The sequence below is a fragment of the Actinokineospora spheciospongiae genome, from assembly GCF_000564855.1.
Lineage (GTDB): Bacteria > Actinomycetota > Actinomycetes > Mycobacteriales > Pseudonocardiaceae > Actinokineospora > Actinokineospora spheciospongiae.
Window position 1 is genome coordinate 1 of the sequence record NZ_AYXG01000051.1, and the last position, 20,167, is coordinate 20,167.

The 20,167-nt window shown below is 73.4% G+C and carries 21 protein-coding genes; 8 read left to right on the plus strand and 13 right to left on the minus strand.

The genetic code is table 11. The annotated features are described in order from the left end of the window. Positions 1 to 332: 332 nt before the first annotated feature. Positions 333 to 1,379, minus strand: coding sequence for a DUF5914 domain-containing protein (locus UO65_RS06760; RefSeq protein WP_052020827.1), 1,047 nt, complete (start codon positions 1,377 to 1,379; stop codon positions 333 to 335). Positions 1,380 to 1,420: 41 nt separating this feature from the next. Next, complete coding sequence (locus UO65_RS06765; RefSeq protein WP_052020828.1) at positions 1,421 to 2,266, minus strand: YhjD/YihY/BrkB family envelope integrity protein; 846 nt, start codon at positions 2,264 to 2,266, stop codon at positions 1,421 to 1,423. Positions 2,267 to 2,344: 78 nt separating this feature from the next. Here UO65_RS06765 and UO65_RS06770 point away from each other — a divergent pair, with 78 nt between their 5' ends. After that, complete coding sequence (locus UO65_RS06770) at positions 2,345 to 3,055, plus strand: CDP-alcohol phosphatidyltransferase family protein (protein WP_200873322.1); 711 nt, start codon at positions 2,345 to 2,347, stop codon at positions 3,053 to 3,055. 136 nt (positions 3,056 to 3,191) lie between these two features. Here UO65_RS06770 and UO65_RS06775 read toward each other — a convergent pair whose 3' ends face one another. Both UO65_RS06775 and UO65_RS06780 read right to left on the minus strand, forming a co-directional pair. Continuing rightward, positions 3,192 to 4,313, minus strand: coding sequence for a glycosyltransferase family 2 protein (locus UO65_RS06775; protein ID WP_035279929.1), 1,122 nt, complete (start codon positions 4,311 to 4,313; stop codon positions 3,192 to 3,194). Beyond that, a complete protein-coding gene (locus UO65_RS06780; RefSeq protein WP_052020829.1) occupies positions 4,310 to 5,149 on the minus strand; it encodes a carotenoid biosynthesis protein in 840 nt (279 codons plus the stop codon). The genes UO65_RS06775 and UO65_RS06780 overlap by 4 nt, the downstream gene beginning before the upstream one ends. Positions 5,150 to 5,247: 98 nt before the next feature. Between UO65_RS06780 and UO65_RS06785 the strand changes: the two genes are divergently transcribed. Continuing rightward, entirely contained in the window at positions 5,248 to 6,858 is a 1,611-nt protein-coding gene (locus tag UO65_RS06785) for an FAD-dependent oxidoreductase (protein WP_052020830.1), read from the plus strand. 44 nt (positions 6,859 to 6,902) lie between these two features. Here the strand turns inward: UO65_RS06785 and UO65_RS37235 are convergent, their stop codons facing one another. The 3 genes from UO65_RS37235 to UO65_RS06800 form a co-directional block, all read right to left on the minus strand. After that, complete coding sequence (locus UO65_RS37235; RefSeq protein ID WP_052020831.1) at positions 6,903 to 7,331, minus strand: DUF6766 family protein; 429 nt, start codon at positions 7,329 to 7,331, stop codon at positions 6,903 to 6,905. Positions 7,332 to 7,570: 239 nt separating this feature from the next. Next, the gene (locus UO65_RS38815) at positions 7,571 to 8,515 is read right to left on the minus strand and encodes an MSMEG_6728 family protein (RefSeq protein ID WP_063935906.1); all 945 of its coding nucleotides are present in this window, start codon (positions 8,513 to 8,515) and stop codon (positions 7,571 to 7,573) included. A 141-nt stretch (positions 8,516 to 8,656) separates the two neighbouring features. Continuing rightward, complete coding sequence (locus tag UO65_RS06800) at positions 8,657 to 9,178, minus strand: DUF1360 domain-containing protein (RefSeq protein ID WP_052020832.1); 522 nt, start codon at positions 9,176 to 9,178, stop codon at positions 8,657 to 8,659. A gap of 124 nt (positions 9,179 to 9,302) precedes the next feature. Here UO65_RS06800 and UO65_RS33110 point away from each other — a divergent pair, with 124 nt between their 5' ends. Further along, positions 9,303 to 10,418 carry an amidohydrolase family protein gene (locus tag UO65_RS33110; RefSeq protein WP_052020833.1) on the plus strand — a complete coding sequence of 372 codons (1,116 nt, stop codon included), beginning with the start codon at positions 9,303 to 9,305 and terminating at the stop codon, positions 10,416 to 10,418. 169 nt (positions 10,419 to 10,587) lie between these two features. Here UO65_RS33110 and UO65_RS06810 read toward each other — a convergent pair whose 3' ends face one another. The 3 genes from UO65_RS06810 to UO65_RS33115 are packed head-to-tail and all read right to left on the minus strand — an operon-like array spanning position 10,588 to position 12,475. Continuing rightward, positions 10,588 to 11,226, minus strand: a complete 639-nt coding sequence (locus tag UO65_RS06810) for a DUF3618 domain-containing protein (protein ID WP_035279856.1) — start codon at positions 11,224 to 11,226, stop codon at positions 10,588 to 10,590. Further along, entirely contained in the window at positions 11,202 to 11,660 is a 459-nt protein-coding gene (locus UO65_RS06815) for a phage holin family protein (protein WP_084175359.1), read from the minus strand. Before UO65_RS06815 ends, UO65_RS06810 begins: the two co-directional genes overlap by 25 nt. Further along, complete coding sequence (locus UO65_RS33115; protein WP_052020834.1) at positions 11,657 to 12,475, minus strand: hypothetical protein; 819 nt, start codon at positions 12,473 to 12,475, stop codon at positions 11,657 to 11,659. Before UO65_RS33115 ends, UO65_RS06815 begins: the two co-directional genes overlap by 4 nt. A gap of 265 nt (positions 12,476 to 12,740) precedes the next feature. On the opposite strand from UO65_RS33115, the gene UO65_RS06825 reads away from it, so the two are divergent. Further along, on the plus strand, positions 12,741 to 13,640 hold the full coding sequence (locus UO65_RS06825; protein WP_035279858.1) for an SDR family oxidoreductase: 900 nt from the start codon (positions 12,741 to 12,743) through the stop codon (positions 13,638 to 13,640). A 269-nt stretch (positions 13,641 to 13,909) separates the two neighbouring features. Next, entirely contained in the window at positions 13,910 to 14,284 is a 375-nt protein-coding gene (locus tag UO65_RS06830) for an STAS domain-containing protein (protein ID WP_035279859.1), read from the plus strand. A gap of 106 nt (positions 14,285 to 14,390) precedes the next feature. Here UO65_RS06830 and UO65_RS06835 read toward each other — a convergent pair whose 3' ends face one another. Further along, positions 14,391 to 14,843 (minus strand): DUF4383 domain-containing protein, encoded by a 453-nt coding sequence (locus tag UO65_RS06835; protein WP_035279860.1) that lies wholly within the window; start codon positions 14,841 to 14,843, stop codon positions 14,391 to 14,393. A 130-nt stretch (positions 14,844 to 14,973) separates the two neighbouring features. After that, positions 14,974 to 15,723, minus strand: coding sequence for a GAF and ANTAR domain-containing protein (locus tag UO65_RS06840; RefSeq protein ID WP_052020835.1), 750 nt, complete (start codon positions 15,721 to 15,723; stop codon positions 14,974 to 14,976). A gap of 238 nt (positions 15,724 to 15,961) precedes the next feature. Between UO65_RS06840 and UO65_RS06845 the strand changes: the two genes are divergently transcribed. Both UO65_RS06845 and UO65_RS06850 read left to right on the plus strand, forming a co-directional pair. Beyond that, positions 15,962 to 16,684, plus strand: coding sequence for a GAF and ANTAR domain-containing protein (locus tag UO65_RS06845; RefSeq protein ID WP_035279862.1), 723 nt, complete (start codon positions 15,962 to 15,964; stop codon positions 16,682 to 16,684). 11 nt (positions 16,685 to 16,695) lie between these two features. Further along, positions 16,696 to 18,156, plus strand: a complete 1,461-nt coding sequence (locus tag UO65_RS06850) for a PP2C family protein-serine/threonine phosphatase (RefSeq protein ID WP_035279863.1) — start codon at positions 16,696 to 16,698, stop codon at positions 18,154 to 18,156. Between the two features lie 82 nt (positions 18,157 to 18,238). On the opposite strand, the gene UO65_RS06855 is transcribed toward UO65_RS06850, so the two are convergent. After that, entirely contained in the window at positions 18,239 to 19,006 is a 768-nt protein-coding gene (locus tag UO65_RS06855; RefSeq protein ID WP_052020836.1) for an AfsR/SARP family transcriptional regulator, read from the minus strand. Between the two features lie 228 nt (positions 19,007 to 19,234). Between UO65_RS06855 and UO65_RS06860 the strand changes: the two genes are divergently transcribed. Next, positions 19,235 to 20,101 (plus strand): manganese catalase, encoded by an 867-nt coding sequence (locus UO65_RS06860; RefSeq protein WP_035279864.1) that lies wholly within the window; start codon positions 19,235 to 19,237, stop codon positions 20,099 to 20,101. Positions 20,102 to 20,167 lie beyond the last annotated feature (66 nt).

Consider the following 20,167-nt stretch of genomic DNA (forward strand, 5'->3'; position numbering starts at 1 on the left):
TTCGCTCGCCAGGCCGGCGGTTCTCGGGGCGGTCGGCCTGCGTTCAGGACCTCCGCCCACCGGGCAGTTGCTCGCCGGGCCGGCGGTTTCGGGGGTGGGTGGCTGGGCAAGCGCATCCACCCACCCGGGCAGTTCGCTCGCCAGGCTGGCGGTTGCGGGGGTGGTCGGCCGCCAAGCGCATCCATCCACCCGGGCACTCGCTCGCCGGGCCGGCGGTTTCGAGGTGGCCGATTGGGCTGCTGCGCCGGTGAGGTTTGGGGTGGCCGGCTGGTTGTTGCTGCGCCGGTGGGGTTTCGTGTGGTTGGCCGCCGGTTGGTGGGCGGGCGGGTGGGTCAGGTGTGGTTTCGGGTCAGGTGGGGTGCTGGTTCCGTTGTGGTGCGCAGGGCGTAGCGGCGCTCGGCGTAGGCGAGGTCGTCGCGCCAGAGGCGGGTGGCGCCCCAGCGCATCAGGGGGCGCAGGAGTGGAGCGATGCGGGTGGCGGTGGTGAAGCCGGGGCGGTCGGAGGTGGCGATGACCGCTTCGATGACCGAGGTGCGGGCGCGGCCGTCGGGGCCGTCCGGCAGTGGGGTGGCGTGGGTTTCGACCACGCTGCCGGTGCCTTCCCCGGCGGTGATGCGCATGACGACCGTGCGGGGTTCCGGGCAGTGGAACTCCGCGCGGACCGGGACGCCCAGGCGGGCGCCGAGCAGGTAGGTGACGTCCACCAGGAACCGGTCGTCGGCTTCTTCGACGACTTCCGGGTTGGGGGCGTGTTCGACGGTGAGGCGGGCGAAGGCGTACGGGTGGAACCAGGAGCCGTGCCAGGGGTCGAGCCGGTTGGCGATGATGTCGCCGGGTTCGCAGGTGCCCGTGGCGGTGGCCACCGCCGCGATGGCGGCGGTGGGGTCGGGGCGTTCGGGCAGGACGGGGGTGGGCAGTGGCGTTTCCCCGCCCAGCCGGTCGAGGCGGACCCAGACCAGGACACCGTCGTCGTGGGCGGGCAGGGGGTTCCAGCCGAAGCCGCCCTCGCGGTCCAGGGGCATGCCGTGCCAGCGGCAGCGCAGCGTGCCGCACTCCACCTTGCCCTCGGCCAGCGGTGCACCCAGGTGCGGGCAGGCGCCCGGGCCGACCACCAGCCCGCCTCCGGCGTCGCGCCAGGCGACCAGTTCGACCGGGCCGACGTGGGTCCCGAAGGGACGGTCGGGGCGGATGTCGGTGCTGGCGGCGAAGACGAACCAGTTGCCGGACGGGCGGGCGGCGGCGCGGGCGGCGGCGGCGTCGATCAGGGCGGGCTTGGCCTCCCGGAACGTCGGGTGCTGCCGGGACCAGAACCGCCGGGCCAGCGGGCGCACCGGCACCGCGTCCGGCCACCGGTCGCGCAGCGCGTCGAGCATGGACATCCTCTGTTCCTCCTCCGTCGAACCCCGCGGTTCCGCCGATCTCACTCCGCCGCCTGCCGCGTGGCCCGCACGCTGAGGGCGACCCGGTAGCCCAGGAGCACCAGCACGTGCAGCAGGTACAGCCACAGCGCCAGGGCCACCGCCTCCCCCACCACGCCGATGCCCGCGAACGGGACCGACCAGTCGAGCGGGAAGCTCAGGAACAGCAGGAAGCCGTGCAGGAAACCCGACACCACCGCCCCCGTCCCGAACCCGCAGGCGACCGCGGTCAGCGCGGGGAGTTCCGCAGGCGAGTGCACCACATACACGACCGACAGGCACACCGAGACCACCAACCAGTCCACGTGGAAGGTCGCGACCACCCCCCACACCGGCCCGGCCCCGCCCCCGGTGTACAGCGGGGCGACGGCCGGGGCGGTGACCAGCAGCAGCACCACCAGGACCGGGCTCAGCAGCACGATCGGCAGGAAGCCGAACCGCCCCTTCCACCCCACGAGCGCCCCCGGCGGGGAGTGGGCGACCTGCCGCATGGCCCGGCGCAGGCCCTCGCCGTAGAAGGTGGCGGGCGGCAGCGCGACGAGCAGCACCCACCACGGGCTGCGCAGCGCCGCCTCCACCAGCGCAGGCAACCCCTCCCGACCGTCGTGGGCGTCGGGCAACGCCTCGACCAGTGCCGCGACACCGTCGGCGGTGAACCGGTCGGAGGTGAGCAGGGCCGCGCCGCGCAGGGCGAGCAGCAGCACCGGCACCGCGGCGATGCAGGCGAAGAACGTCAACCCGGCCGTCCACAGCGACAGGTCCCGCCCGCGCAGGGCGCGCAGGGCGTGGCGGACGACCCGGCGGGACCGGTCGAGCACTCGGGTGGTGGGGAACACCGGGGCGGTCATGGGCGGTGCGTACCCGTTCTCAGCGCGCCCCCACCACCACGCCGTACGGTGAGGCGGTCTCGGTGGGGAGGAACACGGGTGGACGAGCGCGAAGAAGCCGTCGCGGGCTGGTCCCGGTTGCACGGCACCGACGTGTCCGGGAACGCCTTGGCGGTGGGCTGGCTGCGGTTGGTGCACCGCTGCGCCCACCCGCTGCGGCGGGTGTCACCGGACGCGCTGTCCGCGCTGGGCGTGCTGACCGCCTGGGCCGCCGTCGCGGTGGCGGCGCAGGGTGGGCGGTGGCCGTTGGTGGCGGGGGTGCTGGTGGTCCTCACCGGCCTGCTCGACGGCCTCGACGGGGCGGTGGCGCTGATCACCGGCCGGGCCCGGCCGCTGGGGGCGGTGGTGGACGCCGTGGCGGACCGGTTGGGGGACCTGGGTTTCGTGGCGGTCCCGCTGGTGCTGGGCGCGGACCCGCTGTGGTGCGCGGTGATCGCGGCGGCGGTGTTCGTGCACGAGTACGCCAGGGCGCGCGCCCAAGGGGTGGGCATGGTCGGCGCGGGGGTAGTGACGGTGGCCGAACGGCCGACGCGCGTCGTCGTGACGGCGGTGATCGCGGCGGGGGCCGGTGCGTTCCCCGGTGGGACACCCTGGCTGGGGTGGTCGTGGGCGGCAGTGGGCGTGGTGCTGTGGCTCGGTGTCTCGGCCGTGGGTTTGATCCAGTTGGCGGTCGGCATCACCGCCGCCCTGGGCGGACTGCCCTGGCCCGAACAGGATTCGCCCTCTGCCCGGGCCGACGAGCCGAGCTGATCACGCGGCGCAGCGGCCCTCGACGCGGCGGGGTGGCCCGGCGCCCACCCGAGCCCGCGCACCCCGGCCGTGGACACGGCACGAGCCGTCGGCGCCCGGTGCGGCCCATCCCGGCCCGGGCGAGGTGGAGGGCTGCTCACCGCGCCGCCAGTCGTCGGCCGGTGATCGGGCGGCCTTTCCACTCCAGGGTTCCCGCGCGCCTGCCGCGCCAGGTGCGGTGCAGCAGGACCAGCACCACCCCCGCCGAGGCCGGGTGCGCCCAAGCGTCCGGCCACACCCGGCCCCCGGTGCGGCGGGCGGCGACGGCGCGGCTGGCCACGGCCGCCAGGTAGCCCACCAGCCCGGCCCGGGAGCCGAACAGCGCGGCGACCGGGGGCAGCAGGTACAGCCAGCCGAACACCGCTGCGAACACCGCGGCGGCCGGTGGTGACCCGGTCGCCGACCACAGGGACTTGGTGTAGCCGTCGCGGAGCTGGGCCCAGTCCTCGTACATCCGGCACTCGGCGACGGCGCTGCCGTCGACCGCCGCGGTGCGACCACCGCTGAGCCGGACCCGGCGGGCCAGGGCCATGTCGTCGAGGACGGCGTCGGACACCGATGCCCAGCCGCCGCAGCGGCGCAGGGCGGTGGCGTCGACGACGAGGAACTGGCCGTTGGCCGCCGCCAGCGAGGGGCGGGTGGACTTCTCGGCCACGCGCATGGGCAGCGACACCACCAGCGACCACGGCAACAGCGGCTGCGCCAGCCTCGGCCCCCAGCCGTCGGCGAGTTGGCGGGGGAACGGGGAGACCAGGTCCAGGTCGGCCGAGCGCAGGGACCACACCGCGGACGCGATCGCCTGGTCGGTGAAGACCACGTCGGCGTCGACGAAGACCAGCACGTCCCCGGTGGCCTCGGCGGCGAGTTGGGCGCAGGCGTTCGGCTTGCCCAGCACGCCCTCGGGCGGCGGGGTGCCGGTCAGCAGGCGCACCCGGGGGTCGGCCCCGCAGACCGCGCGGACCACGTCGGCGGTGCCGTCGGTGGAGCCGTCGTCCAGGACCAGCAGTTCCAGGTCGGCGACCCCGCGCTGGGCCAGCAGGGAGCGCAGCGTCGGCTCGACCCGGTGGGCCTCGTCGCGCACCGGGAGCAGCACCGACACGCGCTCGGTGCAGGGTGGCGGGTCGGTGGGCGCGGAGCGCATCAGCCTGGCGTTGACCACCGAGTGCACGGCGCCGCCCACGGCCACGGCGGCGGCCGCGGTGGTCCAGGGTGCCCTCACCGGCGCCGCCGGGCAGCCGCGAGCGCGGTCCCCTGCCGCCACACCGACCGGGCGAACGGGAGCGCGACCGCGCCCATCAGCACCCCGCCGACCAGGGCGACCCACGGCCTGCCGAAGAAGAACGCGTGCGCCCAGACCGAGGACCCGTAGGTCCACAGGTACAGCAGCGGCGCGGGCCCCACCCGCAGGTCGAGGTCGGTCGGGCGCTCCGGCAGCGACCGGTGCAGCAGCGCGATCATGGTGACCGCGACCACCAGCCACCCGGCGAAGTTGGTCAGCGGGATGCCCTCGACCCCCGGCAGCGCGGGCGTCGGCGAGGCCCAGGACCAGTGCCCGGCGTCGACCATCTGCGGGTCGAGGAACACGTCCCAGGACGCCAGCGCCCAGCCGCCCACCAGCGCCACCGCCCACCAGCGGCGGCCCCCGACCAGGGCGCGGCCGACCAGCAGGGCGGGCCAGGCCATCATCACCCAGGCCAGCGGCACCACCAGCGGCACGCCCGCCACCGACCACCCGAGGTCGCCGCGGTAGGCGTACTCGCCGAACGGGAACCCGGTGTGGCTGCCCAGCACCTCCACGGCGAGGCCGCCGACCCCGGCGAGGCCGAGCAGCGCCAGCACCCCCCGCGCGCCCTGCCGGGAGGCGGCGTCGAGGACGGAGGCGGCGGCGAAGGCCACCACCGTGAGGATCGTCCACGGGATGCGCTGGCCGGGGTCGGTCCGGGAGTAGAGGATCTGGCACAGCACCGACGCCGCGCCCAGCACCGCGGCCGCCACGGGCAGGACCCGCGCGCGGACGGGGGTGGGCGGCCGACCGGTGCCGCGCGAGACGAACATGGCGTCGAGCCTAGGGGCCCGACCGCCGCGCGGCACGGTGACCGACCGCCCGCCGGTTCATCCGGCAGGGGGTGCGCGGCTGCGCCAGACTCTGGGACATGCTGCCGTTGTGGTCCTCGTCGTCGACCCCGGGGCGGGATCGTTCCGCCACAAGGATTCCCGGTCCCGCGGGCAGGCCGGACACCGGCCACCTCGACCGACAGCCCAGGGTCGCGGTCGTCGGCGGCGGGATCGCCGGGGTCAGCGCGGCGGTGGGCCTGGCCGAGCGCGGGGTGGCGGTGACCCTGCTGGAGCGCGAGCCGGACCTCGGCGGCCGGGTCACCGGGTGGACCGGCACCCACGCCGACGGCTCCCCCGCCACCATGACCCGCGGTTTCCACGCCTTCTTCCGCCAGTACTACAACCTGCGCGCGCTCCTGCGCCGGGTGGACCCGGACCTGGCCATGCTGCGCCCGGTCGCCGACTACCCGCTGCGCCACGACAACGGGACCGCGGAGAGCTTCGCCGGTCTGCCGCTGACCCCACCGTGGAACGTGGCGTCGTTCGTGCTGCGCAGCGAGACCTTCACCGCACGCGACCTGGTGCGGATGAACCCCGCGGCGGCGGCGCAGCTGTTCGACGTGTCGGTGCCGGGGATCTACGACGCGCTGGACGCCGTCGACGCGGACACGTTCCTGCGCGACATCGCCTTCCCGGAGGCGGCGCGGCACCTGGCGTTCGAGGTGTTCTCCCGCAGCTTCTTCGCCCACCCCGGCGCCCTGTCGGCGGCGGAGCTGGCCACCATGTTCCACATCTACTTCCTGGGCTCCAGCGAGGGCCTGCTGTTCGACGTGCCGAGCGACCCGTACCCGATCACGCTGTGGGGCCCGCTGCGCGCGTACCTGACCGGGCTGGGCGCCACCGTGTGCACGGGGGTCGAGGTGGAGTCGGTGGGTCGCGGCCGGGACCGCCGCCACCGGGTGCGGGCCTCGACCGCGCTCGACGGCGAGTTCGACGCGGTGGTGCTGGCCGCCGACACCGCCGGGCTGCGCGGGCTGGTCGAGCGGTCCACCGACCTGGGCGACCCGGGGTGGCGGCAGCGGATCGCCGGGTTGCGCACCGCGCCGCCGTTCCTGGTGAGCCGGTTCTGGCTCGACCGCCCGGCCCGCCTGGACCGCGCCGCGTTCCTGGGGACCAGCGGGTACCGCTACCTGGACAACATCAGCGTGCTCGACTGCTTCGAGGGTGAGTCGGCTGCGTGGCGGGAGCGGACTGGGGGCTCGGTGGTCGAGCTGCACGCCTATGCGCTTGAGCGGGACCCGGATCTGGATCAGGTGGTCCCTGCGCTGCTCGCTGAGGCTGAGGCGGTGTATCCGGAGCTGCGTGGTGCCACGGCGGTGCACACCGAGCACGTGTTGCGGGATGACTGTCCGCTGTTCGCTCCGGGGACCTTCGCCGATCGACCTGCTGTGTCCACATCAGATCCCACGGTGGTGCTCGCGGGGGATCTGGTGCGGGTGGAGCTGCCTGTGGCGTTGATGGAACGGGCTGCCACCACCGGGTTTCTGGCAGCGAATGCGCTGCTTGACGGGTGGGGCGTGCACGGTCACGACCTGTGGACGGTGCCCAATCGGGGGCGCTCGTCGGTGCTGCGCCAAGGGGCTCGTCGGGGACGCCGCTCGCGCACCCCGGCCGAGGCCCACGCGGCGCCCGGGACGGCCACGGCCTGATCAGTCCCGGACCTCGCCGAGCAGTCACACCGCTCCCACGGCCGTCACTGCTCGGCGGGAATCCCTTCCGGACGACCGGTCGGAGCACCCGCGCGCCGGGCGATTTCGAGGTCGATGGCTGTGGCGTCGATGCCCCGGTCGGCCAGCAGGGCATCCAACTTGGCCTCCACGCGGTCGCCGCCTTCCCGCGACTGCGAGGAACCCCAGTGGTACAGCAGGGCCAGCCCCATGGCCTGCCACACCAGTTGCAGGAATTCCGACTGCCAGTTCTCGAACGTCGACGAGAAGAACTGCGGCAAGAACTCCGCCCAGGTGAAGACGGCACCGTGTTCCTCGGCGTCGTTGGCCACCTCGATCATCTGCATGACGAACTGACCAACCCAGGACAGCAGGAACAGGGCCGCGGTGATGAGGGCGAACGAGTACGCCTTGCGGAACGGGGGCCTGATCGCCCGATGGGTTGCCGCAGTCATGGGAAGACCTCCACGGACGCCGGGCCCGGCCGTCGATCCGGCCGGGACTGATGCTGCGGCGTACCCGTTCGCCCGATGCTCAACCCAACTCCGGTCGGGTTGACTCGACCGGATCGACTCGGCGGGGCACCCTGGGAACGACACCTCCGATCGGCGCGGTGGGCGGCCTCCGGCACGGGATCGGGAAGAACCCGCGTGCGCGCCCACCACACACCGGGCCAGGCGCCGCCCTTCCGCCACTACCGCGTGGCCACCCGGCTGCGGCGCCTGCCCGCGGGTGCCGGGGGCAGGCTGTCCGGCGACCGGCGCGCCAGGTGCAGTTCGTTGTGCTGCTCTCGCACGACCAGACCGGTGTCGGGGGGTGGTGCGGTTCCCGCGCGGAGGAACACGACGTCGGGCGCGACCTCGTTCTCCGCCGCCATCGCCGCCAGCGCCGCCGGGTCGGGCTGCCTGCCGGTGCCGTGGTGCGGGTCCGGGAGAGCGGTCAGGTCCAGGGGCGTGAGTTCGGGCAGCGGGGCCGGGGTGATCCAGGCGGTGCGGCCGGGCAGGCACAACCCGGCCAGCAGGGCGACCGACCGCCTGCGCGCCGGGTCGTTCCCGCCCAGCACCACCGCTTCCCCCTCCTGCACCCGCCACAGGAGGTCCGCCTCGGCCGGGTCGGGGTCGATCCCGAGCAGGTCGGACGCCGCGAGGGTGGTGAGGGGATCGCTGTGGCCGCGTCGCACCGGCCAGCGCGGGTAGGCGGGCAGCGGCCAACTGTAGGGCAGGTCGTCGGGTACGTCGTCACCGAACAGGGGGCGGTAGTGCGCCGGGTCTTTGCGCAGCAGTGCGGATTGGTGGCTGCGGTGCAGGTCCGGGTCGCCCAGCCACGGGGGCAGTTGGCCCGTGGCCGCCAGGTCGTGCGGGTCGGGCACTTCGCCGTCGGTGAAGGCGAGCACTTGGGCGGAGACGGAATCGGCGTGGCCCAGCGCGGTCCACCGCTCGCACACGGCTAGGCCGTAGAGCGCCAGGGCGGGGGTGAAACCGCGCCACATGGCCACGGCCGGGTGGTTCTTCCAGCCGTAGACCGGCCACACGAGGGCGCGCAGGATCTGGACCGTTTCCACCCTCTGCTTGCCGAGCCTGCCCCGGTCGAGGGTGGCGGCGCTGGCGGTGAAGTCGGGGTGCGGGAGGAATGTCTGCACGGGCCGTCAGGTCCGGGTCCGGGCGACCGGGGCGGGGTGACGCCGGGGTGGTGGCGGGGTGGGGCGCACTGCGTGGTCCTCTCGTTCTCGGTGCGTTGGTCCGCACCGGGGGTGTGGCTCGGCGCGGGCCATCTGTCGCGGTCAGCCCTCGGCGGTGCGCTTCAGCCAGTCGTAGATGAGGTGCAGCAGGTCCGCGCCGGTGACGACCGTCAGGCCGACCGCGACGAGCCGGGCGCTCTTGGGGGCGACGACCAGCCCGCCCAGCAGCGCGGTGCTGGCCCAGACTGCGGCGCAGAAGGGGCAGGTCAGCAGCTCACCCATGGCGTGGCTGTGGCCTTGGGCGGTGACGCTCTCGTTCACCTCGCCCGCCCCCGCCGACCCCTCGAAGCGCGTCAGCGGCGCCCGCAGCGGGCTCATGATGGCGTCCTTGGTGAGCATCCTGCTCGCCTTATGCGCGGCGACAGCGGACAGCGCGATGTCCGACGCGGCATAGCGCTCCGGCAGCCGGGCGCCCGTGCCCCGGCCGATCAAGACCAGTCCCCCGACCGTGGCGGCGTAGGTGCCGAGTGCGGACAGGTAGCCCGCCAGTGGTCGGTCATCGCCGTTGTCGTAGCGCGCGCGGATCGTCAGCGCTTTGGTCTTGATGGTGTCGGTGATGCTCACCCGGCCGGTATGCCCACTTTCGACCGCGCCGACACCACGCGCGCGCTCCCCTGCCCGGAAGCGTGCGGCGTCCCCGTCGGGGCACTTTCGCGTGTGGAGGCCGGGCAGCGGGTACCACCTGCGCGTGTACGCCGATGACTTGCTCCGGCCGTGGGCGCAGGCGCTCCTCGACGCCGTTCCCGACCTGTTCGTGTTCGACATTCACACCCATGTGGGTGACGCCGACCCCAGTGGGTTCACCGCGACCGTGGACGACGTGGTCGGTGCGCTCGGTGTGGTGGGCGCCCGGGCGGCGGTTTTCCCGCTCTCGGAGCCCTCCGGGTACCGCGCGGCGAACGAGGCGGTGCGCGCCGCTGCGGCGGCGCACCCGGAACTCGTGCCGTTCTGCCGCCTCCGCCCCGACGACGACCCGGTGGCGGAGGCCGAGCGGAGCACCGGGGCGGGCGCCAGGGGCATCAAGCTGCACCCGGCCAGCGACTCCTTCTCCCTGTTCGACGACCGGCTCGACGGCGTGTTCGACCTGGCCGAGCGGGAGCGGTTGCCGGTGGTGGTGCACTCGGGTCCGGAGAGCGAACCCTTCGGCGAGGCGCTGGTGGACCTGCTCACAGCACGCCCGGAGCTGCGCGTGGTCCTCGCCCACGCGGGTCTGACCGACCTGGCCTGGCTCGCCGGGCGGGTGGTGGAGTTCCCGAACCTGCTCTTCGACACCTCGTGGTGGAGCCCCAGCGACCTGCTGACGCTGTTCGCGCGGGTTCCACCCGGCCGCATCCTGCTCGGCAGCGACATCCCCTACGCCACCCCGTTGTGGGCGGTGCACACCACGATCCGGTGCGCGCTGTACTCGGGGCTCGACCGGGACCAGATCGCCTGCGTGGTCGGCGGGCAGGCTGCGCGTCTCGTCGCCGGTGAGGACCTGCTCGACGTCGGACCGGCCCCGGGTGGACCGGCGCCGCTGGACCCGCTCCTGGAACGCCTCTACGTCTACCTGGCCGCCGCCGTCGAGGCGGTGAAGCGCGGCGAGTCCCCCGGCGACACCCTCCCCCTGGCCCGGCACAGCTGCCGGGTCCCCGCCACCCACCCCCACCACGACCTGACCGACTCGGTGCTGGCCCTGCTCGACCGGTTCGAGAAGCACAACGCCCACGCCGAGACCGACAACACCTACGCCGCGGGCTGGGACCTGATGGCCGCCGCGACCGTCGTGACCCGAACCCCCGGACCCCCGCTGCCCGCGTTGTGAGCACCGACAGCGAGATCCGACCAACCCCGGGATGACCACTGACGGCAAGAGCTGACCAACCCCGGGGTCAAGCCGAATAGCCAAGGCCCGACCACTCGTCGTGGTCGGGCCTTGGCGAAAATCGAGCACCACCGGCGATCCCAGCCCGGGGCGCGGTGAGCGCCGGGGGTCAGCCGCCGCTCGCGGCCTGCCGCACACCGGACTTGGCGTCCGCCGCGCTGGACTGGGCCGTTTCGCGCACGTCCTGCGCCGCCTCGGTCGCGGTGCCCTTGACCTGCTCCACCGCCTGCTGCGCGGAGTCGCGCAGGTCGCCGCCGACGTCCTTGGCGACCTCGGTGGCGGCTTGGCGCAGCGGCTCCACCATGTCCTGGGTCTGCTCGCGGACCTGGACGGCCGCGCGCTTCTCCACCTTGGTGGCGGGGGCCAGCGACGCGGCGATCAAGCCCGCGCCGAAGGCGATCAGGCCCGCGGCGAGCGGGCTGCCCTGGGTCTGGCGCTTGATCGCGTCCGGGGCGGCCTTGACCGCCTCGGCGGTCTGCTGGGCGGCGTGCTGGGTCGACTCGGCGACCTGGCGGGACTGGTCGCGCACGACATCCACGGTGCCGCCGGGGCCGTCCCCGGGGGTGTACTCGTCCGCCACGCCCATCACCTTGTCCTTCATCCGGCGCAGGCCGCCGCGGGCGCGGTCCACCCGGCGGTTCACGATGCGGCCGGGGCTCGTGCGGTCCACCAGGCGGTCGACGTCGTGGGTCAGCTCCGCCCTGGTCTGCTCGATGCCCTGCCTCAGCTGGTCGGGTGTCGTACCCATGCCGCGTCCTCCTTGAGGGTTTCGATCGTCTGCTCGGGTTTGGGGTTGACCTCGCGCATGGCGGAGCGGCCGCGCAAGAACAGCAGCGCCCCCGCGATCCCCCACAGCACGGCCACCAGCAGGGTGGCCCAGCCGAGGTCCATCACGTTCGACAGTCCATAGGCGAGGGCGAAGCTCAGCAGCAGCGCCACCATGTACCCGGCGAAGCCCGCGCCACCGAGCATCCCGGCCGCCCGGCCCGCCTTGCTCGCCTCGGCCTTGATCTCCACCTTGGCCAGCTCGATCTCCTGGCGCAGCAGTCGGGTCATGTCCGAGGTGATCTCGCTGATCAGTTCACCGAGGCTCGGCTCGGCATTCGACCCGGTCGGTTCGGCGCCCACCGCGTGGGCACCGGTCCGCGCGTACGGGTCGGTCCGCGCGTACGGGTCGGTCACTGCCGCCTCCCCTCGGTCCCGGCGGGCGGCATGGAGTAACCGGTGCCCGGGGTGGAGTACCCGGTGCCCGGCGTGGAGTAGCCGGGGTCGGGGGTGCCGTAGCCGGTGGTGGGCGTGGCGTACTGCGGGCTGCCGGGAACGCCCATGGGCGGGGTGTTCACGTCGTACGGCGACGGGGCGCCGGGCTGCGGCGGCACGTAGGCGCCCTGCTCGTAGGGCTGCGCGCCGTACTCCGGCACGGCGGCGTGGCGGGCGCCGGTGGGCTGCGCGGCGGGGGTGGTCGGCGTGACCCGGTCCGAGCCGCTGTCGCTGGTCGCGCTGAGCCCCTTGGCGAGCCTGCCGACGGCGAACCCGGCGAGGGCCGTGCCGAACAGGAACGCCACGGGCCTGCGGCGGGCGAAGGACCGGACCTCGTTGAGCAGCTCGTCCGGGCTGCCGTGCTCCAGCCGGTCGGCCAACTGCTTGCCCTGCTGGGAAACCTGCATCACCAGGGACTTGGCCGGGGAGTCCGAATCGGACCGCTCGGCCATGGCGGACAGGTCGTCGACCCAGGTCCGCAGGACCTCGCCCGCCCGGCCGGTCTGCTTGCGGGCCTCCTCGGTGAGGCGCTGCTGCGCCTCGCCGATCAGGTTGCCCGCCTGATCCTTGGTCTCGGACACGACGTCACCGAGCCGGTCCTTGGCGGTCCCCGCGACCTGCGCGCCGGACTCCTTGACCGTGGACGCCGCGTCGGCGGCCCGTTCGGACACGCCGCCCGCGCCGTCGGTCGACCGACCGTCCTGTCCGTAACCGGACTGCGCTGGGTACTGGTCCACTGGCTTCCTCCTCGATTTCACGGGTGCAGCCCACACTGCGGTCGAAACGCGCCGATGCGGGGAGCCGTCCGGCTCGCCCCCCGGTCGGGGCCGCGCCCTCGTGGATGGGATGCGGTGTGCGAAGTGCTGGGGTGATTCCCGGTGTCGGGACTTTCATGCATTTCTCCCCCGAACGATTCGATCCGGGTGAGCCCCGCTGGTCGATGGTTGGTCCGGACGCCGCCTGGTTATCCCGGTGCCAGAACCGAGGAGGAGCACAGGGAACATGGCACAGGACCAGTACGCACAGCAGGACCCGCGCACCCAGTACCCCCGACCGGAGGAACAGCGGGGGCAGGAGCAGGAACACCCCGGCAGCGGGGCGGGCATGTCGCCGAAGCCGGACCACGGCGAGGAGTCCTACCGCGGCAGCGGCAGGCTCACCGGTCGCCGCGCGATCATCACCGGCGGGGACTCCGGCATCGGCCGGGCCGTGGCGATCGCCTTCGCCAGGGAGGGCGCCGACGTCCTGCTGTCCTACCTGCCCGAGGAGCAGCGGGACGCCGAGGCGACCGCGGAGGTCGTCCGGGCCGCGGGCCGCACGGCGGTGCTGGTCCCCGGGGACGTCCGCGAGGAGGAGCAGTGCGGGCGGATCGTGGCGGAGGCGGTGCGCGGGCTGGGCGGGGTCGACGTGCTGGTGAACAACGCCGCCTACCAGATGGCCCAGGAGGGCGGCCTGCTCGACATCACCACCGAGCAGTTCGACCGGGTCCTCAAGACCAACCTGTACGCCATGTTCTGGCTGTGCAAGGCCGCCGTGCCGCACCTGCGCCCGGGGTCGAGCATCATCAACACGTCTTCGATCCAGGCGTTCCAACCGTCGCCGGAGCTGCTGGACTACGCCACGACCAAGGGCGCGATCGTCAACTTCACCAAGGGTCTGGCCCAAGACCTCGCGGGCAAGGGGATCAGGGTCAACAGCGTCGCGCCAGGGCCGGTCTGGACGCCGCTGATCCCGGCCACCATGCCCGCGGAGAAGGTGTCCTCCTTCGGCGGTCAGACGCCCCTGGGCCGCGCGGCCCAGCCCGCCGAGCTGGCGCCGCCGTTCGTGTTCTTCGCCTCGCAGGAGTCGAGCTACGTCACCGGTGAGGTGCTCGCGGTGACCGGCGGCCAGCCGATCACCTGAGCCTGTGTCCTGTCCCTCCGGCGATCCCCCGCCGGAGGGACAGGACAGCGCCCAGTCACCACCGGTGATTTCGGATGGATCGCTTCACCCATCAATCGGAGTAGCACCCACCAATTGGGGGTATATACCCCTGCGTGGTACCAGTTGAGCACGAAGAAACAGCGGCATCCCCCCGCGCGCGCACGCCCGAGACGGTCGGTGTGGCAGGCATCAGAGCGGTGACCACGCCCGGGACGCCGTCCCCCCGTGACGACACCGCTGGGGCACGGGTGATCGCGTACCGCCCGGACATCGGCGTGGCCCTGCTCCGGGGCGACCTCGACCTGACCGCCGAGCAGTCGGTCCGGGACGTCCTCGCCGCCCTGCTGGAACCGACCGCCATCCTGGACCTGACCTCGGTCGGGCTGCTCTCGGCGTCCTGCCTCGGCCTGGTCGTGCGGGAGGCCGGGGAGCGGCAGCGGCGCGGTCACGCGCTGGCGCTGGTGGCCGGTGACGGGCTCGCCCTCCGCGTGCTGCGGATCAGCGGCGCGGACACGTGGATCCCGGTGTTCCCCTCCCTGTCCGACGCGGTCCGGGAAGTGGACTCGTGGGCATCGGACCAGGTGGCGGCCGGTTCACCGCACCGCACCCACTCGCCGGGATGAGCTGTGGTCGGGTCCGGATGGCGACCCGACCACAGCAGCGACCTGACACGCAGCGACCCCCACCCAGCGGACGGGTGGGGGCGCGGGTGCGTCCGCCGGGACCGGCTCAGCCGGTGGCCGAGGCCCGCCTCGGCGAAGCCACCAGCAGGCCCAGTGCCAGCATGCCGATGCCGAGTACCAGGTGCAGCCAGTTGTCGGCGCTGTTCACCGGGACGAAGTTCGCGGCGCTGTCGTGGTCGATGAACAGCCCGTAGAGCCACAGCAGCAGGTAGATCGCGCCGCCACCGAGGAGGAAGGCGCGCGCCCCGGACAAGGTGCGCGCCAGCACCAGGCCCGCGACGCCGAAGGCGAGGTGGACCAGGTTGTGCAGCACGGAGACCTCGAAGATCCCGAGCAGCTTCGCCGACGAGCCGTGCCCGGCGAAGGTGAGCTGGTCGAAGTCGGTGGTCACCCCGGGGATGAACCCGAGGATGCCCACGAGCAGGAATATAGCGCCGACCACGGTGGCCGCGAGCTGACCGGGGTGGCGGGTGGTCCGGGCGGTGCGCGAAGCGGACATGTCGTCTCCTCGTGACGGGTGTGTGGTGCGAATACCCGGCAGACGCCGCTTGATTCACCCTCCCGGGATCGGCTGTACCGGCGAACGGGTGAACAGTGCGCCGATCGCCTCCGCGTGCGGCGCGCAGCCGTCACTCCGTGCGGCGTGCGACGTCCGCGACGAACCGCTCGGCGACGTGGCGCAGCTTCACGTTCTCCTGCTGGGACCGCGCGACCAGGAGCCGGAACGCCTCCTCCGCGCTGACACTCCGGATGGCCATCAGCATCCCCTTGGCCTGGTCGATGACCGACCGGGAGTCCAGCGCGGTGCGGAGCTGGTCGACGGCCCGCTGGGCGGACAGGTACCGCTGGTGCCCGCGCAGCGCGGCCTCGACGGCTGTTGTGTAGAGGTCGAGCAGCCGCTCGTCGAGTTCGGCGAAACCGTGGCCGTGGGCGCTGTAGCAGTTGATCCCCCCCGCGTGGCCGTCGCCGAGGACCAGGGGCGCGGAGAGGAAGCTGCCCATGCCCGCCCGGCGCGCCTCGTCGGCGAACTCCGGCCACGACCGGGTGGCGTCCCCCAGGGTCGCCCGGATCAGCATCCCCTCCTCGGCCGCCGTCAGGCACGGCCCGGCGCCCAGGTCGTACTGGCGCAGGTCGAGCCGGGTGGCGACCTCGCTGGTCGAGGCCGCGGTGTGCGGTGCGCCGTCACGCAGCAGAGTGACGGTGGCGGCGTCGACCCCGGGAACCGCCCTGGTCACCTGGTCGCACACCCGCCCCAGCAGGTCGTTCAGGTCCTCCTCGGTGTCCAGGCACTCGGTCAGCGCCGCCAGTGCCCCGGTGACCTCGTCGAGCACCGCGGGCCACGCCCGCGAGGGGTCGACCGGAGGATCAGGGTGCCCCATCACAACTCCCAGCGCCGAGACGCGTTCGGCGCACCGGCCTGCCCGGGTCCCCACACGTCCTCTCAACACCACTTACCCCCTGACGGTGGGTCGCAGTCATCACGACGACGTCGAATCAACAGGGGTTCAACTCCCGCCCGGGCGGGTAGACCCGTGCGTGTCGGGGATTGCTGTGCGCGACCACCGGTGCGGTGTCCGGGGAGCCCGGGGCTCCAGTGGGTGGTGAAAGAGGGAAGGTATGGACGCGAAGCTGCCGCTCGCCGACGAACTGGCGGCCGTGTCCCTGCGGATGTCGGGGCTGCTGCTGTCCAGGGAGACGGTCGGCTCGGTGCTCGACTTGATCACGTCGCTGGCCAGGGACACCGTCGCGGGCAGCACCGGCTCGGGCACGACGCTGATCGACCCCGACGGGAGCCGGACCAGCGCCGCGGCCACCGATCCGATGGTGGAGGCGGCCGACGGGTTGCAGTACGAGAGCGGTGAGGGCCCCTGCCTCACGGCGTGGGCGCGGCGCACGACCATCCGGGTTGACGACCTCGACGACCCCGCCGTGGCGGCCAGGTGGCCCCGGTGGACCGAGGCGGCCCGACCGCTCGGCGTCGCGGCGGTGCTCAGCGCGCCGCTGGTGGCCGGGGGCGAGGCGCTGGGGGCGATGAAGGTGTACGCGGACCGCCCGAACACCTTCGGCCCGCACGACGAGCACCTGATGGAGCGGTTCGCCGCCCAGGCCGCGATCCTGCTGGCCAACGTGCGCACGGTCGAGCAGGCGCAGCGGCTGAGCACCGACCTGGTCGACACCATGCGCACGCGGGACGTGGTGAACATCGCCAAGGGGATGGTCATGGCCGAGGACGGGGTGGGCGAGGACGCGGCGTTCACCGCGCTGGCCCGTTCCGCGCGACACCAGCAGCGCCCGCTGGGGGACCTGGCCCGGTCACTGGTCGAGGCCGAGCGGGCTTAGGGGTGGATCCGATGAACGCGTTCCCGGAGCACGGTCCCGACGAGCAGTGGCGGCACGTGTCCGCCGCGTTCGAGCAGACCAGCCTGCCGCTGGAACAGCTGTGGCTGCGGTACTTCTCCATCGGCGGCACGATGGGGCTGATGGAGGTGGAGGCCTACCTGCACGGGCTGATGCCGATGCCCGTTCCGCAGCGGGACATGCTGGCCCACGCCATCAACGAGCGGCTCAACGAGATCGACGTCCCGCAGAGCGCGCCCTACAGCCTCGACCCCGTGCCGGACACCCCGGTCGCGGACCCGTTGACCGCGCTGGTGCGGCTCCTGGAGGGCGCGCACCGCACGCCACCGGAAGCCATCCCCGCGGTCGCGGCGTCCGCCGCGGAAGCCCTGGGCCTGGGGTTGACCATCTACCTGGTCGACCGCGAGCAGCACGCGCTGCACCCCTTCGTGGGTGCTCTGGAGCGGCGCCGGGTGCCGCTGCCGCTGGACACCGGGGCCGCGGGCACGGCGTTCCGGCAGGTGCGGTCCACGTACGCGCGCAACGCCGTCCACTCCCCCCTGTGGATGCCACTGCTCGACGGCGCCGACCGGTTGGGCGTGCTCAAGGTGACCGCCCGGGACGGGGCCGACCTTGAGGACCCGGAGCTGCGCACCCAGTGCCGCTGGCTGTCCGTCCTCATCGGGCACGTCGTCGCGGCGGCCGAGCGGTACGGCGACGGCGTGCGGCGGGCTCGGCAGCCCACGGCCCCTGGTTCACTGCTCGTCCGGGAGCTGTTGCCCCCGCTGACGGCGGGCACCGACGAACTGGTGCTCACCGGCATGGTGGAGACCTGCGGCGACCTGGCGTGCGACGCCTTCGACCACAGCGTCTCGAACGCCACGGCGTCGCTGGCGATCTTCGACGCGGGGGTCGGTGACGGCCGCGGCGGGCTGCTCGTCGCCACCGCGGTGGCCGCCTACCGCGGCGCCCGCCGGGCCGGGCTGGACCTGCCCGGGCAGGCCCACGCCATCACCGGCGCACTCACCGCCACCTTCCCGACCGGGGCAGCGGTCTCCGGTGTGCTGGCCGAGGTGGACCTGGGCTCAGGCGCACTGCGCTACCTCAACGCCGGTCACAGCGACCCACTGATCATGCGCTCCGACGGCGCGGCGGACGACCTCCCGCGCGGCCAAGGCCCCGCGTTCGGCCTGGGCCCCGCCCCGACACCCGCCACGGGCCTGCTCAACCCCGGCGACTGCCTGCTGCTCCACACCGACGGGGTGACCGACGGCCGCGACGCCACCGGAAGCCAGTTCGGCCGAACCCGGATGTCGCAATGCCTGCGCGACGGCGTACTGACCCGGGACCCGGCCCCGGAAACCGCGCGCCGCATCGTCCACGCCGCCCTGGCCCACCAGGGCGGTGTGCCCGAAGACGACGCCGCGGTGGTCCTGGCCCACCGCACCGGGACACCCACCCGACGAACGGGGTAGCCCGGGAGCCAGGACGGTCTCCAGGACCTGTCCTCGCGGCCGCCGACCTATTCGGCCACCCCGGCGACCGTCAGCACACGGCCTAGTTGAGTGATCGGGCGTTGCCCGCCACGGAAACCGGGCGGGGGCGCTCCGCGACGAGGTGGTGGACCAAGCCGCTGATGGCCGGGGACGGGTCCAGCCCGAGTTCGCGTCGGACGAGCGCCCGGTAGTGGTGGAACTGCCGCACCGCCTCCGCTGGGTTCCCGTCAGCCAGGTGCAACTCCACCAAAGCCCGGTGCGCGCTCTCCCGCAGCGGATCGACCCGCACAGCGGCCACAGCGGTCTTGTGCGCCAGGTAGAGATCCCCAGCACGGCGATACCGCTCACTGAGCATCTCCAACGTCCGCAGCCGCACCTGCCGGAACCACTCCCGCTCCTGCGCCACCCACGGCTCGTCCCACCCCGGCAGCAACTCCCCACCGAGCAGCCCGGAAGGCACCTCCGGCCCGGGGATCCCGTGGTCGCACGGTTCATGGGCCAGCGCGCGAACCGTCCACACGTCGACCGACACCGCGCGGTGCGCGGCGAGGGTGTCCCCGGCAGTGGTGACCAGCGGGAGCTGCCACTTCATCAGCCGCCACAGCGTCGAGCGCAGGCAGGCCGAGGCCCGCGTCGGGGTGGCACCGGGCCACAGGCTCCGCGCGGCGGCAGCGCGGCTCACCGGTTCGGCGTGCAGCACCAGGTAGGCCAGCAGCCGCTGGGCTCCCGGCACGACCGGCACCGCGGTCTCCCCGACCGTCAGCCCGAAACCTCCCAGCAGGCGCAGCCGGGGACAGTCCGCGTGGCTTTCCGGGGATTGCGTGGCCATCGCTACCTCACCTCACGTCGAGCCCGTCTCGCCCCGGGTGCCCACAAATCCGGTCATCCAACGTGTGGCGCACTTATTTTTCCGGTGCCCGGAGCAGCGGGGAGAACGGCGCGGTGACGCACCGGTGTTGTCGTCGCGGCGGTGCGGCGACAGGGCGTTCCTAGCGTCGGAGCCGACCACTTCCCGTCGGCGGCCCCGGCCGCCGAGCAGAGCAGAGCAGGAGTGCGCATGTTCACCCACACCTCCCGACTTCAGTTCGAGGCGAAGCCGCAGGCGCCGGACCCCGTCTTCGCCCGCAAGCTCCAGGAGCTGATCGGCGGCGCCTACGGCGAGATGACCGTGACGATGCAGTACCTGTTCCAGGGCTGGAACTGCCGGATGGAGGGCAAGTACAAGGACCTGATCATGGACGTGGCCACCGAGGAGATCGGCCACGTGGAGATGCTGGCCACGATGGTGGCCCGGCTGCTGGAGGGCGCCCCCTCCGAGACCACGGCGGCCATGGTGGGCGACGACCCGGTGCTGGCCGCGATCGTCGGCGGCATGGACCCGCAGCAGGCGATCGTCAGCGGCGGCGGGCCGACGCTGTCCGACAGCAACGGGGTGCCGTGGAACGGCCGCTTCATCGTCGCCAGCGGCAACCTGATGGCCGACTTCCGGGCGAACGTGGCCGCCGAGGCCCAGGGCAGGCTCCAGACCGCCCGGCTCTACAACATGACCGACGACCCGGGCGTCAAGGAGATGCTGCGGTTCAACCTCGCCCGCGACACCGCCCACCAGAACATGTGGCTCGCCGCGATCGAGGAGTTGCAGGAGGACGGCCTGGAGGGGCCGATCACCCCGAGCGCCCTGTTCGACGAGGAGAACCAGGAGCACGCGGGCACCATCTGGCACCTGTCCGACGGCACCCACGGCGCCGAGGGCCGGTGGGCGAGCGGGCCCGCGCCGGACGGGGTGCACGAGTTCTCCTACCTCCAGGAGGCTCCCCCGCTGGGCGACAAGGCGTCCGCGCCCAAGCCCGACCCGCTGCTGTACGCGACCAGCCCGGCGAACCTGGGCCTGATCGAGAAGGCCATCCGCAAGCTCACCCCGTGAGGTCACCCGCGCGGCCGCGCCACCCCCGGTGGTGCGGCCGCGCGACCGCGCCCGGTCCGCGCCACC

What these genes read in the sequence shown, in the direction of transcription:
- UO65_RS06785 (WP_052020830.1), top strand. Translation starts at nt 5,248, where the DNA reads ATGCTGCCGTTGTGGTCCTCGTCGTCGACCCCGGGGCGGGATCGTTCC.
- UO65_RS06810 (WP_035279856.1), bottom strand. Translation starts at nt 11,226, where the DNA reads ATGGGTACGACACCCGACCAGCTGAGGCAGGGCATCGAGCAGACCAGG.
- UO65_RS37235 (WP_052020831.1), bottom strand. Translation starts at nt 7,331, where the DNA reads ATGACTGCGGCAACCCATCGGGCGATCAGGCCCCCGTTCCGCAAGGCG.
- UO65_RS06760 (WP_052020827.1), bottom strand. Translation starts at nt 1,379, where the DNA reads ATGTCCATGCTCGACGCGCTGCGCGACCGGTGGCCGGACGCGGTGCCG.
- UO65_RS06765 (WP_052020828.1), bottom strand. Translation starts at nt 2,266, where the DNA reads ATGACCGCCCCGGTGTTCCCCACCACCCGAGTGCTCGACCGGTCCCGC.
- UO65_RS06780 (WP_052020829.1), bottom strand. Translation starts at nt 5,149, where the DNA reads ATGTTCGTCTCGCGCGGCACCGGTCGGCCGCCCACCCCCGTCCGCGCG.
- UO65_RS06850 (WP_035279863.1), top strand. Translation starts at nt 16,696, where the DNA reads ATGAACGCGTTCCCGGAGCACGGTCCCGACGAGCAGTGGCGGCACGTG.
- UO65_RS06825 (WP_035279858.1), top strand. Translation starts at nt 12,741, where the DNA reads ATGGCACAGGACCAGTACGCACAGCAGGACCCGCGCACCCAGTACCCC.
- UO65_RS06840 (WP_052020835.1), bottom strand. Translation starts at nt 15,723, where the DNA reads ATGGGGCACCCTGATCCTCCGGTCGACCCCTCGCGGGCGTGGCCCGCG.
- UO65_RS06845 (WP_035279862.1), top strand. Translation starts at nt 15,962, where the DNA reads ATGGACGCGAAGCTGCCGCTCGCCGACGAACTGGCGGCCGTGTCCCTG.
- UO65_RS06860 (WP_035279864.1), top strand. Translation starts at nt 19,235, where the DNA reads ATGTTCACCCACACCTCCCGACTTCAGTTCGAGGCGAAGCCGCAGGCG.
- UO65_RS06855 (WP_052020836.1), bottom strand. Translation starts at nt 19,006, where the DNA reads ATGGCCACGCAATCCCCGGAAAGCCACGCGGACTGTCCCCGGCTGCGC.
- UO65_RS06835 (WP_035279860.1), bottom strand. Translation starts at nt 14,843, where the DNA reads ATGTCCGCTTCGCGCACCGCCCGGACCACCCGCCACCCCGGTCAGCTC.